Source organism: Cytobacillus purgationiresistens (assembly GCF_030813235.1).
Lineage (GTDB): Bacteria > Bacillota > Bacilli > Bacillales > Cytobacillaceae > Cytobacillus > Cytobacillus purgationiresistens.
On the sequence record NZ_JAUSUB010000001.1, the window covers coordinates 269,003 to 286,401 of the forward strand.

The 17,399-nt window shown below is 36.2% G+C and carries 18 protein-coding genes; 11 read left to right on the forward strand and 7 right to left on the reverse strand.

Features of this window, described 5'->3' with window-relative positions:
• Positions 1–95: 95 nt before the first annotated feature.
• From J2S17_RS01445 to J2S17_RS01460, 4 genes are all read left to right on the forward strand, one after another.
• A complete protein-coding gene (locus J2S17_RS01445) occupies positions 96–1,427 on the forward strand; it encodes a YjiH family protein (RefSeq protein ID WP_307471185.1) in 1,332 nt (443 codons plus the stop codon).
• Positions 1,428–1,532: 105 nt separating this feature from the next.
• Positions 1,533–2,696: a DHH family phosphoesterase gene (locus tag J2S17_RS01450; RefSeq protein ID WP_307471187.1), complete on the forward strand. Its 1,164-nt coding sequence runs from the start codon at positions 1,533–1,535 to the stop codon at positions 2,694–2,696.
• A 95-nt stretch (positions 2,697–2,791) separates the two neighbouring features.
• Positions 2,792–3,745 carry a UCP032817 domain-containing protein gene (locus J2S17_RS01455; RefSeq protein WP_307471188.1) on the forward strand — a complete coding sequence of 318 codons (954 nt, stop codon included), beginning with the start codon at positions 2,792–2,794 and terminating at the stop codon, positions 3,743–3,745.
• 258 nt (positions 3,746–4,003) lie between these two features.
• Entirely contained in the window at positions 4,004–5,221 is a 1,218-nt protein-coding gene (locus J2S17_RS01460) for a D-alanyl-D-alanine carboxypeptidase family protein (RefSeq protein WP_307471190.1), read from the forward strand.
• A 49-nt stretch (positions 5,222–5,270) separates the two neighbouring features.
• Here J2S17_RS01460 and J2S17_RS01465 read toward each other — a convergent pair whose 3' ends face one another.
• Positions 5,271–6,890: an ABC-F family ATP-binding cassette domain-containing protein gene (locus J2S17_RS01465; RefSeq protein ID WP_307471191.1), complete on the reverse strand. Its 1,620-nt coding sequence runs from the start codon at positions 6,888–6,890 to the stop codon at positions 5,271–5,273.
• A 363-nt stretch (positions 6,891–7,253) separates the two neighbouring features.
• On the opposite strand from J2S17_RS01465, the gene J2S17_RS01470 reads away from it, so the two are divergent.
• Entirely contained in the window at positions 7,254–7,382 is a 129-nt protein-coding gene (locus J2S17_RS01470) for a hypothetical protein (RefSeq protein ID WP_307471193.1), read from the forward strand.
• A 357-nt stretch (positions 7,383–7,739) separates the two neighbouring features.
• On the opposite strand, the gene J2S17_RS01475 is transcribed toward J2S17_RS01470, so the two are convergent.
• Positions 7,740–9,224, reverse strand: a complete 1,485-nt coding sequence (locus tag J2S17_RS01475) for an aldehyde dehydrogenase family protein (RefSeq protein ID WP_307471195.1) — start codon at positions 9,222–9,224, stop codon at positions 7,740–7,742.
• Positions 9,225–9,471: 247 nt separating this feature from the next.
• Here J2S17_RS01475 and J2S17_RS01480 point away from each other — a divergent pair, with 247 nt between their 5' ends.
• Complete coding sequence (locus J2S17_RS01480; protein ID WP_307471197.1) at positions 9,472–10,251, forward strand: ABC transporter ATP-binding protein; 780 nt, start codon at positions 9,472–9,474, stop codon at positions 10,249–10,251.
• On the forward strand, positions 10,248–11,939 hold the full coding sequence (locus tag J2S17_RS01485; protein WP_307471199.1) for a putative ABC transporter permease subunit: 1,692 nt from the start codon (positions 10,248–10,250) through the stop codon (positions 11,937–11,939). The genes J2S17_RS01480 and J2S17_RS01485 overlap by 4 nt, the downstream gene beginning before the upstream one ends.
• Before the next feature lie 143 nt (positions 11,940–12,082).
• Here J2S17_RS01485 and J2S17_RS01490 read toward each other — a convergent pair whose 3' ends face one another.
• The gene (locus J2S17_RS01490) at positions 12,083–12,823 is read right to left on the reverse strand and encodes a TspO-related membrane protein (RefSeq protein WP_307471202.1); all 741 of its coding nucleotides are present in this window, start codon (positions 12,821–12,823) and stop codon (positions 12,083–12,085) included.
• A gap of 824 nt (positions 12,824–13,647) precedes the next feature.
• On the opposite strand from J2S17_RS01490, the gene J2S17_RS01495 reads away from it, so the two are divergent.
• A complete protein-coding gene (locus J2S17_RS01495) occupies positions 13,648–13,854 on the forward strand; it encodes a hypothetical protein (RefSeq protein ID WP_307471204.1) in 207 nt (68 codons plus the stop codon).
• An 83-nt stretch (positions 13,855–13,937) separates the two neighbouring features.
• On the opposite strand, the gene J2S17_RS01500 is transcribed toward J2S17_RS01495, so the two are convergent.
• On the reverse strand, positions 13,938–14,078 hold the full coding sequence (locus J2S17_RS01500) for a hypothetical protein (RefSeq protein ID WP_307471206.1): 141 nt from the start codon (positions 14,076–14,078) through the stop codon (positions 13,938–13,940).
• A gap of 118 nt (positions 14,079–14,196) precedes the next feature.
• On the opposite strand from J2S17_RS01500, the gene J2S17_RS01505 reads away from it, so the two are divergent.
• Complete coding sequence (locus J2S17_RS01505) at positions 14,197–14,385, forward strand: cold-inducible protein YdjO-related protein (RefSeq protein ID WP_307471208.1); 189 nt, start codon at positions 14,197–14,199, stop codon at positions 14,383–14,385.
• Between the two features lie 54 nt (positions 14,386–14,439).
• Here the strand turns inward: J2S17_RS01505 and J2S17_RS01510 are convergent, their stop codons facing one another.
• Positions 14,440–14,592: a hypothetical protein gene (locus J2S17_RS01510; protein WP_307471210.1), complete on the reverse strand. Its 153-nt coding sequence runs from the start codon at positions 14,590–14,592 to the stop codon at positions 14,440–14,442.
• 145 nt (positions 14,593–14,737) lie between these two features.
• Between J2S17_RS01510 and J2S17_RS01515 the strand changes: the two genes are divergently transcribed.
• Positions 14,738–14,989: a DUF3888 domain-containing protein gene (locus J2S17_RS01515; RefSeq protein WP_307471212.1), complete on the forward strand. Its 252-nt coding sequence runs from the start codon at positions 14,738–14,740 to the stop codon at positions 14,987–14,989.
• A gap of 164 nt (positions 14,990–15,153) precedes the next feature.
• Here J2S17_RS01515 and yhfH read toward each other — a convergent pair whose 3' ends face one another.
• On the reverse strand, positions 15,154–15,288 hold the full coding sequence (yhfH, locus tag J2S17_RS01520; protein ID WP_307471214.1) for a protein YhfH: 135 nt from the start codon (positions 15,286–15,288) through the stop codon (positions 15,154–15,156).
• A 309-nt stretch (positions 15,289–15,597) separates the two neighbouring features.
• Here yhfH and J2S17_RS01525 point away from each other — a divergent pair, with 309 nt between their 5' ends.
• On the forward strand, positions 15,598–16,464 hold the full coding sequence (locus J2S17_RS01525; RefSeq protein WP_307471216.1) for a LysM peptidoglycan-binding domain-containing protein: 867 nt from the start codon (positions 15,598–15,600) through the stop codon (positions 16,462–16,464).
• A 62-nt stretch (positions 16,465–16,526) separates the two neighbouring features.
• On the opposite strand, the gene J2S17_RS01530 is transcribed toward J2S17_RS01525, so the two are convergent.
• A complete protein-coding gene (locus tag J2S17_RS01530; RefSeq protein WP_307471218.1) occupies positions 16,527–17,279 on the reverse strand; it encodes a methyl-accepting chemotaxis protein in 753 nt (250 codons plus the stop codon).
• Between the last annotated feature and the right edge of the window lie 120 nt (positions 17,280–17,399).

Consider the following 17,399-nt stretch of genomic DNA (forward strand, 5'->3'; position numbering starts at 1 on the left):
TAACAGGTGAGGGCTTGATGGCTCTCAACTGTTATTTTTATTTAAAAAATTATATCTGTGGGGCTAGGCAACTATAAAAAAGAGGTGGTTGCAAAATGGAAAGAGAAGTTCAAACAACGGAAAAATTAATCAAGCCCAGTACTTCACCGAGTCATTTGTTAAAATTCTTTTTTTACAGCGCAGTTGGTATCTTTATGTTTTTTATTCCTATTAACCTTAATAATCAGTCATCAATTATGCTTGACCATATTGTAACAGGCATTCAATCCACCATCCCTACCGTCATTCCTTATTATGCATTGTTGGTTATTTTATTAGGAGCAATTTACCCTTTCTATTCGAAATCATGGAATAAGGATAAAGTGAATATTGTATTCTCTATTCTAAAGGTATTCGGCTTTATTATCGCTTTTATGATTGTGTTTCAATTCGGGCCCACTTGGTTATTCCAGCAAGACATGGGACCGTTTTTATTCGACAAATTAGTCACGCCAGTTGGGTTACTCGTCCCAATTGGTTCTGTATTTCTTGCTTTACTTGTCGGCTATGGGCTGCTTGAATTCGCTGGAGTTTTAATGAAGCCGATTATGCGTCCAGTCTTTAAAACACCAGGGAGGTCGGCAATAGATGCAGTAGCATCTTTTGTAGGCAGTTATTCAGTGGGACTATTAATTACAAATCGGATTTTCAAAGAGGGTAAGTATTCTATAAAAGAAGCTGCAATTATCGCAACAGGTTTCTCAACCGTGTCAGTCACATTTATGATCGTCGTGGCGAAAACATTGGGATTAATGGACTTATGGAATAGTTATTTCTGGACAACGCTCATCGTGACCTTCCTTGTTACAGCAATTACTGTACGAATATGGCCGTTACGGTCAATGAGTGATGATTATTATGAGGGACAGACAGGTGAGAAAGAAGAGGTTGCAGGTAATAGATTAAGGCATGCATGGCATGAAGGGATGAAGGCTGCTGAGCTAGCCCCATCTTTGTTACAAAATGTTCGAGTGAATTTAAGAGATGGTTTTGTAATGACAATGTCAATTTTGCCTTCAATTATGTCAGTTGGTCTTCTGGGGTTAGTATTAGTCGAATTCACACCTATTTTTGATTGGGTTGGTTATATTTTTTATCCCGTTACAGCGCTCGTCCAGCTTCCGGAACCAATGCTTGCGGCAAAGGCAAGCGCTGTGGGAATTGCTGAAATGTTCTTGCCGGCCTTGCTTGTAACTGAAGCTGCCCTAGTAACCAGATTTGTAATAGGTGTAGTTTCAATTTCTGGGATTATCTTTTTTTCAGCGCTTGTCCCATGTATTCTTTCGACTGACATACCTTTATCTATCGCTCAAATGGTGATTATTTGGATAGAAAGAATAATATTATCTATACTAATTGTAACGCCCATAGCGTTTATAATTCTGTAAATATTGATCCCGCGGTTTCATGCGGGGTTTTTTTCATATATAATATACATATCCTCGGGTTATGAGGAGATACATAAAGAAACTTTAGGAACAGCGGGTGAACATATGTACAAACTATACTCACATAATGATCTTGATGGCGTAGGATGCGGAGTTGTTGCAAAGCTTGCCTTCGGTGATGAAGTAAATGTGACTTATAATTCAGTAGGTGGACTTGATTATCAAATAGAAAAGTTTTTTGAAGATGCTGGGCAAAAAAATGATGATTTTCTCATAATTACCGATTTATCAATTAATGAAGAAAACACTGAGCGAATAGAGAATTATATGAAAAATGGAGGAAGTGCACAGCTCATTGATCATCACAAGAGTGCCCTCCATTTTAACGGATATGAATGGGGAAAAGTGCAAGTAAACTACAGTGACGGCAGACAAACTTCTGCTACTTCACTGCTTTATGAACATTTAGTAGAAAATCAATTAATGATCCCTTCCCCAACACTTGAACAATTTATTGAACTTGTGCGTCAATATGACACTTGGGAATGGGATAAGCTTAACAACATTAAGGCTAAGCAGTTAAATGATCTTTTCTTTATGTTTTCTATTGATGAGTTTGAAGGAAAAATCATCCAACGGGTTCAGCAGGATACAGATTTTGATTTTGATGAATTTGAACAAAAACTATTACAAATGGAAGATAACAAGATCGAGCGTTACATTAAACGGAAAAAACGTGAATTGATCCAGGCTAATATTGGGGATTACTGTGCAGGTGTCGTTCATGCAGAATCTTATCATTCTGAATTAGGTAATGAGCTCGGCAAAGAATATCCACATTTGGATTATATTGTAATATTAAATATGGGTGGAAGAAAAATGAGCTTTCGTACGATTCATGACCATGTTGATGTATCAGAAATAGCAGGACAATTTGGCGGAGGCGGTCATGCTAAAGCTTCTGGATGTTCCATGGGCAAGGAGGCTTTTCAATTATTCGTAGTTGATCTTTTCCAATCGGAACAATTGAGAATGGATGCACCGAAGAATAAACTGAATGTAAAAGAAAACCCTAATGGTGTTTTATATGAAGGCCGGTCAGGAGATAAATACTTTATTTTTGTTCATGCAGGTGATTGGTCGATTGATATCAATAGAAAGAAAAACAGTCAAACATTTTCGGACTATCAAGATGCTGTAAACCACATCAAACGCAGTGATTATGCATGGCTTGTTAAAGATGATATTTTCGAGGAATATAGTAAGTAAAAATTGATAAAAGTGTTTCAGTCATAGACTGAAACACTTTTTTGCTGTTAATTTTAACCTAACTTCCCTTATAATACATTTAAGGGAGTGATGGAATGGGGATGTTTTTATTTATTGGGGCAATAGTACTTCTCATAATTGTAGTTTCTGTTGTTGGCTTTAATTCTTCAACAATTAAGCCATTAAAGAATTTACCATTGCCGCCAAAACTGGGAGTTGAATCCGACAAAGTTAATCCTATTGTAAATAAGCTTGACGCATCGCTATCAACAAACTATAAAGAGCGCTTGAAACAAAGAGTATTAAAGGAAAATCCAAAATGGGCTGATCATGAGTTTGAATGGGCTTATTTTGAATTAAATAGATACTTTGTGATGAATAGTTTGCTAAAATCAGTACCGATGTTCAGTGATAAAGTGGATGATGTTTGGCATGAAATGCTGATGTTTACAAGAGAATATGAACAGTTTTCAAAAGCATTCTACGGTGATTATTTACATCATTCACCCAACGCCGAAGGTATGCCTATGCCGGGTGAGCGTGCTTTGTTTGATTGGATGTATTTATCCTTATTTGCACCCACCGAAAATAGCCGCAAAATTTGGGGGGGATTTTTACAATCTCCGATACCTAATGAAATATTAAATGACTTTGAGTTGATGAATGATGAACAACTCCTAGTAAAGTACTTCCGTTCAAATAATGAATGGATGGAAATCAAAATGGCGCTCATACAAAAGCTGAAAAAAGAAATATTCGAAGCCCGTGCTTTCAAACGGGAGGATAAACAGCCTGATCGCACGAATTCAGATAAAGATGTTTTATCACATACGGCATTAGGTGCCGTTATCTTCTTTTCTATTTATCATAATGAGGACTTTACCAATCAAATGGCAGCCTATCTCCCTGAGGAGTGGTTGAAACAAACAAGTGCAGGCGGAGCTTCCTGCTCAGGGTTTGCATGTGCAAGTGATTTGGATCATCATCATTCTAATGATGGAGGAGGATCAAGTGATGCAAGCTGCGGTTCTGGCTGTAGCAGTAGTTAATAAGTATCCATTATTTGGATGCTTATTTTTTTGGGTTCTTGAAATAATAAACGAAAAATATGTTATTTCTTAATCTTTAAGAGAAAGTCAGGAGCATTCCCAGATGCAACTTTACAATATAAGCTAATTTACTTATTTCCTTTACAAATTACGACATAAACATTTCATTTTCATAACAATTTATTTTCAATTCAAACTAATTTGCTTTTTTTTGATACAATTCAATAGGGTAAAAGAACTAGAAATGGATGTGTCATGATGAAAAAGGCTATTTATATATTTATTATAATGATCTTAACTCTTCAAGTTAACAGTTATGTCCATGCTGAAGAGATTGAACCTGAAATTCTAAGTGAATCTGCTATTGTAATGGAATCAACGACAGGAGCCATTCTGTACGATAAGAATGCAGAAGACATGATGTATCCAGCTAGTTTGACAAAAATAGCGACTGCCATTTATGCGATTGAAAAAGGTCGATTAAATGATGTAGTTACCGTAAGTGAAGAGGCTACCAATGTTGATGGAACCAAGGTATACTTGGAAGTCGGAGAAAAAGTAAAATTAAAAAAACTAATTCAAGGTATGCTAATCAACTCAGGTAATGATGCAGCATCAGCTATTGCAGAACACTTGCACGGAAACATAGAGGACTTTTCCCATCAACTAAATGGATTTTTAGCAGAAGAGATAGGTGTGAAAAACACCCATTTTACTAATCCCCACGGCCTTTATAATGATAAGCATTACACAACAGCAAAAGATTTGGCGATGATAACTAATTATGCATTAAAAAATGAAACATTTACTGAGATTTTTGGTACAAAAGAACTTAAGTGGAAGGGTGAATCATGGGATACATCCTTAGTTTCCCATCATCAAATGCTAAATGGTGAGAGACCTTATAACTGGATTACTGGCGGGAAGACAGGCTTTGTGAATGAAGCAAAGCAAACCTTAGCATCTTCAGCCAGTGATGGATCTTTGGATTTAACTGCGATTGTATTGAAAGCAGACTATAAACGCGATATTTACAAAGATACTGCAAATATTCTTGATTATAGCTTTGCTCACTATATAAATAAAGAGTTTGTTCCCTCTGAAGAATACGTGGTTAATGACAAAATTTATACACTTGAAGATACCAGCATTTCTGTTACAGTTCCTAAAGCTGGTTTTAAAGAAAAAATTACGAGTCAGGGTGAAATATTGCTTAGTGATAATGAGGAAAGAGCGATACAAACGATACAATTAAAAGAAGAAGAGGGCGAAGAGGGAGAAGAGGAGCATGTTGCATCAAATCAAGCACTTAATAGATCAGCCTCAGATGATGATCATAGTCATTATCTTAAATCTATCATGCTTGGCACAGGTGTTATTATCTTATTAATTTTTTTATTTTTGTATCAGCTATGGCGTAAAAAGCGTAGAAAACAATCGGAAATGGGTTATATAGTTAGAAGAAGAAATTGGTAATCAAAAAAAAACACGGGAATGATTAATTCTTCCCGCGTTTTTTTAATGTTTACTTATACATTTCTGCCACTTGTTTTTGCAATTTATCGTCTTCTAAATACTCATCATATGACATTTGCTTATCAACGATTCCTGAAGGAGTAACCTCGATGATGCGATTGGCAATCGTTTGAATAAACTGATGGTCATGTGAAGCGAAAAGCATTGACCCTTTGAAATTGATTAAGCCATTATTCAATGCAGTAATCGATTCTAAGTCAAGGTGGTTCGTAGGTTCATCAAGTAAAAGAACATTTGATCCGCTTAGCATCATTTTTGAAAGCATACAGCGAACTTTTTCTCCTCCGGAAAGAACATTCGCTTTCTTCAATACCTCTTCACCAGAGAAGAGCATTCTTCCTAGGAATCCACGCAAGAAGCTTTCGCTTTCATCATTAGGAGAGAATTGACGCAGCCATTCAACAAGGTTAAGGTCATTGTTCTCAAAAAACTTCGAGTTATCATTAGGGAAGTAGGCCTGTGATGTTGTTACACCCCACTTACAAGTGCCTGCATCCGGTTCTAATTCACCCATTAGAATTTTGAACAATGTTGTTTTAGCTAGTTCATTTGCTCCAACTAAAGCAATCTTATCATCCTTATTCATAATGAAGCTGACATCATCTAGCACTTTTACACCATCGATTGTTTTAGAAATGCCATCTACCCGTAGTAGATCATTTCCAATTTCTCGTTCTGGTGTAAATCCTACATATGGATAGCGGCGAGAAGATGGCTTAATATCATCTAAATCAATCTTATCCAAGAGTTTCTTACGAGAAGTAGCTTGTTTAGATTTAGATGCATTCGCACTAAATCGCGCAATAAAGTTTTGCAGCTCTTTAATTTTTTCTTCTTTTTTCTTATTTGCATCCGACGCCATTCTTGAAGCTAATTGGCTTGATTCATACCAGAAATCATAGTTACCAACATAGACCTGAATTTTTCCAAAGTCAAGGTCAGCAATATGAGTACACACTTTATTTAAGAAGTGACGGTCATGGGATACAACAATTACAGTGTTCTCAAAATTAATTAAGAATTCTTCCAACCATGCAATAGCCTTAATATCCAAGTGGTTGGTAGGCTCATCCAAAAGAAGAACATCTGGTTTACCGAATAAAGCTTGTGCTAAAAGTACTTTGACCTTATCTCCACCAGTGAGATCTGCCATTTTCTTTGTATGCATTCCTTCTTCAATTCCAAGCCCTTTTAAAAGAATGGCTGCATCTGATTCTGCTTCCCAACCATTAAGCTCAGCAAATTCACCCTCAAGTTCGGCAGCTTTCATGCCATCTTCATCAGTGAAATCGGCTTTCATGTAAATCGCATCCTTCTCTTGCATAACTGCATAGAGGCGAGTATGTCCCATCATAACCACTTTTAAAACTTCATGTTCTTCATATTCAAAATGGTCTTGTTTTAATACAGCGAGACGTTCACCTGATCCAAGACTTACATTACCTGATTGAGATTCAATTTCACCTGAAAGTATTTTTAAAAATGTTGATTTTCCTGCGCCATTCGCGCCGATTAATCCATAGCAATTTCCCGGTGTAAATTTAATATTTACGTCATCAAATAGTTTACGGTCACCATAGCGAAGACCGACATTCGTTACTGTTAACATGTATTTAAATTCCTCCACAAAACATAATCTCTAAAAGTATAACATTAACCGCTCAAAGAGTGTTAATGAACGCTTAACTTTTATTTAAAAATCTGGAAAAAGAGACAGGAAGTTAATCAATTACAGCGAATTAATATATATATTCATACATTTTTTATTTTTTTTCATATAATTTAGGTTTGTGCCTCTCTAGGCAAGGGTATTTTATTCAATGACAGAGGAATACATGGTTTTTAAGAAAGCTTCCTCAAAAATTCACAAATCTGCAATAATTTTAGGTGAAATCCATTTGAATGTTCATAGTTTATTCATAATTATCCTATAAAATAAAGCTATCAAGGCAGGAAAAAGGAGTTTTTATAAATGGCAAAAAAACAGCTCGTCGATTTAGTTAACCGTTTAAAAAAAGCTGGAATAAAAGTTAGCCTTACGAAGCCAAGATCATTGATGTCAATCCAACCGCCCAAACCAATTCCATCCGCTTCGAATTAATGAAGTATCGTTACATACAGAATAGTCTTTTGAGCTTTTTCATGCATGGTCTAATACAGAACGGTCATTTTACGCAAAGAAGAGATGATCTCATGATTTGAGGTTGTCTCTTTTTGTTTGTGATCATAGAATTAGTGGTTCAGGTATTTTATTAGTTTTTTGATGAACCTTAGAATAAATTGTGCTGGATTTTAAGGTGAATAGAAAATGGATGGAGGAACTAGATGATGAAACTAAGAATCTACCCCTCGCCGACTCGCTTAAATATCACTTAAGACTCATCTAATTTAAAGTTCAATCCTCAAAGCCATAAAAAATCTGATGCAGTGAGGACTGCATCAGATTTTTTAAATAACTCTATTTCATTGAGATCCAAACACTTTTCACTTCAGTATAGTTATCTAATGCATAGGAGCCCATCTCACGGCCAATGCCTGATTGTTTATAACCTCCGAATGGTGAAGCAGCATCAAAGGCATTGTAGCAGTTCACCCAAACTGTTCCGGCACGTAATTTATTGGCGATATAATGCGCATTTGCGACATCACGTGTCCAAACGCCTGCAGCTAAACCATATTCTGAGCTATTCGCTCGATTGATTAGTTCATCTAAATCATCATATGGCAGGGCAGAGATAACTGGGCCAAAGATTTCTTCTTTAGCAATTGTCATTTCGTCACTGACATTGGCAAAGATGGTTGGAGAGACGAAATAGCCATCGTCCTGTGGTTTATTTCCACCAACTACTAATTCTGCTCCTTCACTTACCCCTTTTTCAATATAACCAAGCACTCGTTTTTGTTGTTCAGTAGATACCAATGGTCCGATTTCAGTATCAGCATGAATCCCAGCGCCTTGCTTAATGTTTTTAGCATGGCTTGCCATATCAGCTACGACATTATCAAAATGCTTTTTCTGAATAAATACACGAGACCCTGCACAACAAACCTGACCTTGGTTAAACATTACTCCATTCAATGCACCAGGAATGGCCTTTGTCAAATCAGCATCTGGCAGAATGATATTTGGTGATTTTCCACCAAGTTCAAGCGTGACACGCTTCAGTGTTTTTGATGCATTCGCCATAATTTGCTTTCCAACTTCAGTTGAACCTGTAAAGGCAATTTTATCAACTAACGGGTGGTCGACAAGCGGCTGTCCAGCCGTTTCTCCGAATCCAGGAACAATATTGATGACTCCTTCAGGGAACCCAGCTTCCTGAACGAGTTCAGCAAAATATAAAGCAGTAAGTGGTGTTTGTTCTGCTGGTTTTAGTACCACCGTACAGCCGCTTGCAAGGGCAGCACCTAACTTCCACATCGCCATGAGAAGCGGGAAGTTCCACGGAATGATTTGACCAACAACCCCAACAGCTTCATGACGAGTGTAATTGAAGAATGGTCCGCTTACAGGAATCGTCTGACCGACAATTTTGGTCGACCAGCCGGCATAGTAACGCATATGTTCAACTGCCAACGGAATATCAGCATTCGTTGTTTCGCGAATAGGCTTTCCGTTATCTAATGTTTCTAGCTGAGCGAGCTCTTCGCTGTTTGTTTCCATTAAATCAGCTAGTTTGTACATAAGTCTGCTTCTTGCTGAAGCCGGCATCTTTGACCATTTACCTTCGTCGAATGCTTTACGGGCAGCTTTAACTGCCAAGTCAATGTCTTCTGCCCCTGCTTCATAGACGTGTGCAAGAACTTCACCTGTTGCTGGATTATATGTTTCAAAAGTCTTTTCTGTTTTACTTTCGACAAATTCACCGTTAATAAATAATTTCTTTTTACCTGTTAAAAATTTTTCTACTTTTTCTTTTACACTTACAGTTAACTGACTCATCTAATTCCTCCTAAAAATAGTATTCTATGTATTTCTTGGTTGGGAATTGAAAATCATAGAAACCGCTTACAGTGTAATAGTAACATCTTCAAAATATGTAAACAACTAAGAAGATTATAAATTTTCCTACTATTTTCGACAATGTTTATATTTATTTCAGGAAACCTTTATCAAAATCAACCGTATAAAAAGGAATTGGAACAATTTAGAAGAATTAATATAAGAATGGGAAAAGGAGTGTTTTATATTGAGTGCAATTAAAGTTGTGGATTTATCGAAAAACTTCGGGTCTTTCCAGGCCGTAAGGTATATCGATTTAGAAATAAAAAAAGGGGAGTTGTTTGGTTTTCTAGGACCCAATGGAGCCGGTAAAACAACCGCTATCAAAATGATGACTGGTTTACTGGAGCCGAATACAGGTTCCATCGAGGTTGCTGGTACAGACATCTGGAAGAAACCTTTAGAAGCGAAGAGAAAAATGGCTGCCATTCCTGATGTACCTATACTTTATCCAAAACTCACAGGAAGAGAATTTCTTCGGTTCATTGGCAGTGTGTATGAAATTGAACAACAGACTTTTGAAATGAGAAGCGAAAAGTATCTTCATATATTTGGTTTGACTGACCGGGCAGACGATTTAATAGAATCATACTCACATGGAATGAGACAAAAAATTAATTTATGCGCTGCTTTTATTCATCAGCCAGAAGTATTATTTCTTGATGAACCTACAGTCGGGCTAGATCCTAAAGGTGCAAAAACATTAAAGAGTCTATTGAGGACCCATTGTGATAATGGAATGACTGTCTTTATGTCAACGCATATATTAGAAATTGCCGAACAAATGTGTGATCGAGTTGGGATTATTAATAAAGGTAAAATTATTGCGGTTGGAACTATGGCAGAGTTAAAGCATGAGAGGACAGAGTCTTCGCTTGAGGAATTATTTTTAAATCTGACAGGAGACTCGGATATGAAATACTTAATTGAAGAATTAGCGGGTGAAGATGAGAAGGTGGATATATGACGAAAAAGCTCTTAAAGCTTTATTTGAAAATCGCGAAGAATGAATTCATTTCTCTGCCAGAAGGGCAAAAAATCGCCTTGGTTTTTGCAAGTCTTGCTGTGATTTTCTTTATTGGCATTTTTAGCTTTATCGTTTTGGGGATTTCTTCTACTTTGCCGACTGATTTTTTTAACTCCTTATTTGCTTACGCCTTAACCGGTGTACTGGCCTTTAATATCTTATTTGGGGTTCCGCAAATATTTAAAAACCTATATGGCGCAAGTGATTTAGCCTTTCTGTTTACTCTCCCCATCCGAACAAATCAGCTTTTTTGGGTAAAGTTTATTCAAAGCCTTATCGGCCTTCCTGGTCTACTATGGATTGCCTCTTGTGTATTAATAACAGTTTTTGGCGTTTCTGCTCAGGCCAGCTTTCTTTTTTATCCGATCTCATACATAACCATTTTGCTTATCACCCTCATAGGTATGGGCGTTGCTTATTTGTTGAACTTAGTGCTAATTCAAATTATACCTGTGAATAGAGCAAAGGAATTAATGACGGTTATGACGGCGATGGCAGGGATCATCGTCTATGTGCTTTTTCAAATTCCTAATCTGATGCAAAATAACATTTATACAGATGAATTAACTGTTCTGCCAGAATTCCCTAGCTGGATTCCAATGGAATGGGGCGGAAGAGTTTTATCTTCTGCAATCTTTGGTACGATTCAAATCTTACCTTTGAGTATGCTCATATTATTTACTGTCCTTCTATTATTTTTGTCTTCCTCTTTGGTTGAAAAAGGATTTCGCACAGGCTGGATTAAAATGAATGACGGTCTCCGTAATAGAAAGAAATTAAAATCCAAAAAGAATAAGAATAGAATCCATTCACCTATTGTTTCAATCGGTGTAAAGGAATGGAGGGCAATCCAGCGAGATATGAGGGAATGGGTCACTTTCCTGCCATTTATATTTTTGTTGGTCTTTCCAGTTGCTTCAATCTTGAATGAAGGCAAGACAATCGATTTTATCTTAAGTCACCCCAATATTTCGTGGATGCTAGCTCAAGCTGCTTTTTTATTTATGTTTATATTCATGACTGCAGGATTTACGTCTTCCTCGTTTGCAAGAGAGGCACACGCAATCCACTTATTACGTATTTTACCATTGTCAGGTTGGCAAATAACGCTTGGAAAGCTATGGATTAATTGGTTAATCCCAGTATGCTTATTAAGCACACTGCAAGTAATTGCAAGCATTCTTCTGAATTGGAACCCTTTAGCGACTATTTTCGGCATCGTGATCATTGCCATTGCTTCCTTGGGAATAACAGGAATTGGCCTTTGGTTAGGAGCCATTGGAGCGAAGTATGATGCAAATAATCCACAAAATCGATTAATAGGGGGAGTTTCCTTTCTTTTAATCTTTTTATGTTTTTCGTACGTCATAATTGCAATGATTCCTACAATGCTCGTGTTGTTGCCCATCGATTCATTGAACTTATTTACTGATGATGAATTCACGGGACTATTTGGCTTGCTTTTTACGTTATTAAAATGGAAGGCAGCCCATTCGTTACTCTTTACATTCATTGGAGGGTTTGTGTCGGTGATTTTCTCTATTGGTATCGCTTATTTCTTCTTGTTATTGACAGTAAAGAAAATTAACCAGGGTATTAACATTAAATTTGTTGATAAGCGGGGATAGAGCATAAGATAGGAGCTGTCCCAAAAGGGGAAATCATCCAAAAAGAAGCATATAAAAAAACAAGAATGCTATTAAAGCATTCTTGTTTTATAAAATCGGAGTCAATAAGTCGAAATTGGCCTTATTAAACAGCCCCATTTTGCTCAAAGCGGCTTTCTCCTTATAGATAGAATAATCGTTAGTAAAAAAAGTACAAATGAATAAACAAATGCTGTGAATGTTACTAAATAGTATTGATCCATATTACGAATCGCAATACCGATGATAGCCCAAACAAATACCAATGGATAAAGCCAATCATGGTATTTGACTAGAATATAAATGGCTATCACCATTGCAACGGAAAGCATGATAATTGTCCATATTGTATTGGAAAGACCCCAGCCATTCCAGTTTATATAGGTTAAATAGTAGCTAATATTGGCAATTGTTGCGACCGATACCCACCCAAGGTAAATTGAAAAAGTGGCCATATCAATCTTTATACCGGAAATATTAAGATTCCTGTAAAGTACAATTAATGTAATAAGTAATGAAACAATTATAATAATAGAAAGTAAAAATAATTCATAATGCCATGTGACAATCCATATCCCATTTAAGAGGGAGCTCAAAATAAAGATAGGATATATTTTTTTGTATATGGGAAGGTTTCTTTTTGAAGGGAAACCTTGACGCATCAGCCATATGGCGAGCATCAAATAAATCAGTCCCCATATCATGAAGACATAGCCGGCTGGCGTGAATAACACATTTAGTTTGTTAGACACTTCACTGGTGGTTTGACCGTTAATTGGAAGCGCATGTGCAAGTAAATTCATTGTAATCATGAATGCATACGCAAGAATACTGAGTAAATATAACAAAAGTTCACAGCCTTTCATTTAAATGTATTATCCTATATTCCTTTTTTTGTTCATTTCTAACCAACAATAGATAGTGAGGTGCATATTTCTAAAATGATTCAAATCAATTTTTTGTATTCATTGTTTCATATTTGTTTTATCAATCATTTATAAAACCTAAGATTTTGAAGAGTTAACCCGAAATCATGTATGAGAGACTATTTGTATTTTTGTACAATGACTTTTTTTATGGTGGGTTTATTTTAAAGAATGACGTAAGAGTTTCGGTTCAACCTGATTCATTATATAGGTGAGAGTGAAACTAACTAACGAAGGTTTAATAATTATAACGAATATCACACTTGAAGATACGTTAGAAACAGTTGTAAAAATGATTCTGATTCAGGAATCAATTATATGATTGGTATTTTCTTTTAGGAAAAGGCAAGTTAACGCTGTGCGAGTAAAAAGATGAAGCAAAGGAATTAAATGCTTATAATATCGCATGGGTTTTGGATCAAATATTAATATTTCATTTGTCCTATATTAAGGTTTTTCTAGAAAGTAGGGTTTTTTTTGAGTGAGGGGTATTTATTCTAGAATTTTTTACCCCTTATCTATTTAATTGCTTCCAATATTAAAACAATCCTTACGTTAGATGGGTCGTGCAATAAAGTTTTTGTCACATCAGCTTCAGAGGTTTTTGAATCCTTGGACTATATGCAAATTATTTCTAAGAAATTTATCCATGAAAGTAAATACCTCCATTATTTCAATTTTGTTACATATTTTATTTTTTTCTTATCTCTGTATGTGAGGAGTAAATCTGTAAAAACTATGGGCAGATGGGAAGGAGGGATCTCATGTATAAGAAGGACGATGAAAGATTGCAGGCTTTTGTTGGTTCAAAATTAACTGAGAATCACCAGCGAACAGATGACCTCATTACCGCTCTTTCGTACTCTCAAGCTGAGAATAGCGAGACATGTGACAGACGAAGTGAAGACCCTTATGATTATATGGAAGGTGTTGATATAGCCATTCCGAGAAATGGTTATAGTGAATCATAATAAGAAGGAGGCTGCTGCCAAGCAGCCTTCTTTGATTAGGGGAAAGGAGTTTAAGGTCCTCTTGGAAATATTATAAAATCCTTCTACTTTTCTTTTTTTAAGTATTCCTCTGCGAGTTTATTTTTCACTTCATTGTATGAAAGACCGGACTCTTGATTTAATCTTTTTACTTCATCAATGTCGGTTCCAGCGATCGTAATGTTTTTGGTCTTTTGTTGTTTCATTTTGTCATCATCGTCTCCTTTATTTATAGCATTTCAAATTTTATAGAAAAGATGTCAGGTTTTATCTATTTTTTATGGTGATTTTGTCCATACTAAAGAAAAAAAGGGGGCATCTACTATGTTTTTCAATAAGAAAGGTCAAGATGATAAACCAGAAGTAGTGTTTTTAGATACTGAAGTGTATTCCTGCAGTGATGATGTTTGCAACGGCTGGATGAGAAAGGATTTTGCTTCAGATGATTTAAAATGTCCTTTATGTGGAAACGAAACAACAGCTGAGATGAGAGAGCTGCCAGAAATATTATAATTGCTGTTATAAAGCTCACAGTATTTTATTGACTGTGAGCTTTTATTGTTATCATTATAAATTTTCGTTTTGTTGTTTCACTTCTTTAGATGCAATATAGGCATTGGCTTCTTCTATTATTCGAAGTTCATCTACAGATTCGCCTGCTACAAATCTTACAGTTGGAATCTCTTTAATTGAGTTAGATGATTCAATCCTTTTCTTCATATATAGGCTCCTTCATATTGGGATATGATGAGGTTGCGCAAAAAACAGCTAGATTATTCAAGCCATCGTGAGGTTTATTCTCTGATAATAAATTAGTATTTACTTATGTTAATTATTGTTTGCTCTTCCTTAATGGGTAGAGGCAATGGATTTACCAGAAGGTGTATTAGAAAAAGAATTATTTACTGAGCTGCGCCCTTCCAATCTTTCAGTGGTTGGTGCTGATTGGTTTAGATTAAGTGAGAAGCTACTAGCGATAAATCAAGATGATCAAGTGGCTCAATTATTTGTAACTGTACAAATTGTCACGTTCGAAGGGCCGCATAATCCTCCTTATATGGAGGAAAGAGTCATTTTTAACATTGACTCACAAACTTTGACACCGATTGTACTATAATCAGATCATACCTAGTATGAATGGGATGAATTCAATTTAGAATGAAAAAACGTAACATAGTGGAGCAGTGGATAGCAGGTTGTTAGGGGATGATCTTGATTTGATGTATTTTGCTCCATAAAAAAACAGCGCCTGAGTTTCCGTTTCTCAGCGCTGTTTTTTTGCTATTCACTTTTTTTAGAAAGGCAGCGATCACATTCCATTAAATATGACTCAGCTTGCTCACTTACTTGTTGCCCACATTCAGGACATACCTTTTTTTGTAATGTCTTAAAGAATTCAACTGGACTTTTCATCAATTTAATTCCTCCTTATATAATACAATTATTGTTTTTTATAACTGTTATGGTACAGTATACACTGGAGGAATAAAAAAGTGTAGTCATTTATCTAAAAATTTTTATTTTTTCAAATAATAGCCTTAAAATCTTCGTTATTCATTACTATTAATACAATTATTATTAATTTCTCCATTATGGTTATCTCTTTGTTAACAACTTGTTATATAAGTAACTGGATTATTAACTGCTTGTTCTTTTCCTGTAAATATTCCATGTTATGATTATCAACGTTAGCTAAAAACAAGCTATACAGGAGGTTTTTAACATATGAGAAAATCAGTACTATCTATCGTAGCGGCGGCAGCAATCGCTGGAACATCTGCTGTTAACGTCCAAGCAGAAGAAGTAACAGTGAAGAAGGGTGACACGCTTTGGGGTATCTCACAAAAATATGAAGCGACTGTGGACCAGATAAAAGAATGGAACGGACTCTCTTCTGATACCATCTACATAAAGGATGTATTAGACGTATATAAGAAAGAAACATACACAGTTAATAAAGGAGATACACTCTGGGGCATCGCAAAGGAATTTGATGTTGAGGTTTCCGCACTTAAAGAGTGGAACAAATTAAATACAGAAGTCATCCACCCCGACCAAGAGCTAATCGTTTATCCAGAAGCTCCAGGTAATATAAAAGTTGAGAAACCAGCAGAGGAACAAAAAGCCGCTGCACCAGTTGCTGCAGAACCAAAACAAGAAACAGACAAACAAGAATCATCTAAAGAAAAACAGCCTGCAGAAACAGTTGAAGCACCAAGTGAACCAAAAGCAGAGCAACCATCTGAACCAAAAGCAGAGCAACCATCTGAACCTAAAACAGAGCAACCAGCTGCAGAAGGCACTCAGGAGCTAACAATGGAAGCAACTGCCTATACAGCATCTTGTGAAGGCTGCTCAGGTATAACTGCAACTGGAATTAATTTACTAGAAAATCCTGATATGAAGGTCATATCAGTTGACCCTTCTGTCATTCCACTCGGTTCTAAAGTTTATGTAGAAGGTTATGGAGAAGCAATTGCCGGTGACACTGGCGGAGCAATCAAAGGAAATAAGATCGACATCTTTATTCCAAATAAAGAAGATGCGATTAATTATGGCAGACAAACTGTAAAAGTGACTGTATTAGATTAATATTTATTATAGATTGATAGAATAAGAAAAGCTGCACTCAATAGGGTGCGGCTTTTCTGTTCCTATTTTTCTTTCTTCTTTTGCTTTTCCTCTTGATGAACAAAAAAGCTTGTGACTGGTTTAGCGATTGTTTTTATATGTTCACCCAGGAAAGCTGCCCGCTCAAAGACGACGCTTTTCAAATGTTCAAGTTGTCTGCTGATTTTTTGTGATAGAGCTTCTTGTTCATCTAAACGTTCCATTACCGTTTGATGGTAGACCTCTTGTGCATCCATTTTCGATAAGATGGTCCTGCTTGCGTTCTCTTGTTCTTGTAAATGGAGTGTGATTGATTCTGAAGAATCTTCCACGCGCCCTAATTTTCTTGTGATTTCTTGAGCTGCTGCATCTTGAAAGTTCATTTGTTGGAGTATCTCTTTTTTCATCAATGACTCTTGCTCAAGTATATTGACCATTTCCTCACTGGAATTTTCCAGTGCAGTTATACGATTAAAAATCGCTTGGTTATTTAATTCATGTTCTTTTACAGAAAGTAGCAGATCGTCCATTAACTCATCCTGAAGATGCATACGGTTGTTCACTGTTTCATATTGGCGCTGGTGCAAAGAAGAAGCTTGATTGACTATTTGCCTGAGATGCTTGAAGGAATCGCTTATTTGATGGTTAATACGGTGGTAGTTAACTGTAAGTTCATGGTTAAAGGCATCTTGCTTTTGTAGTAATTCATATAAGTAGTTAAGACGATAAACAGGCTGATTCACCTCATCGGGTTCATTAAGGTATAATGTGGGCTTCATATCATCATTTTTATCCAATTTCACATCCTCCTCTTCTCATTTATTGCTATCATATGTATCGTTTAGGTGAATTGTGGCAAGAATGGGCAGGCACCTATAATAGACTTCTATGTATTCCTTTGTTTTCAAGCTTCGATA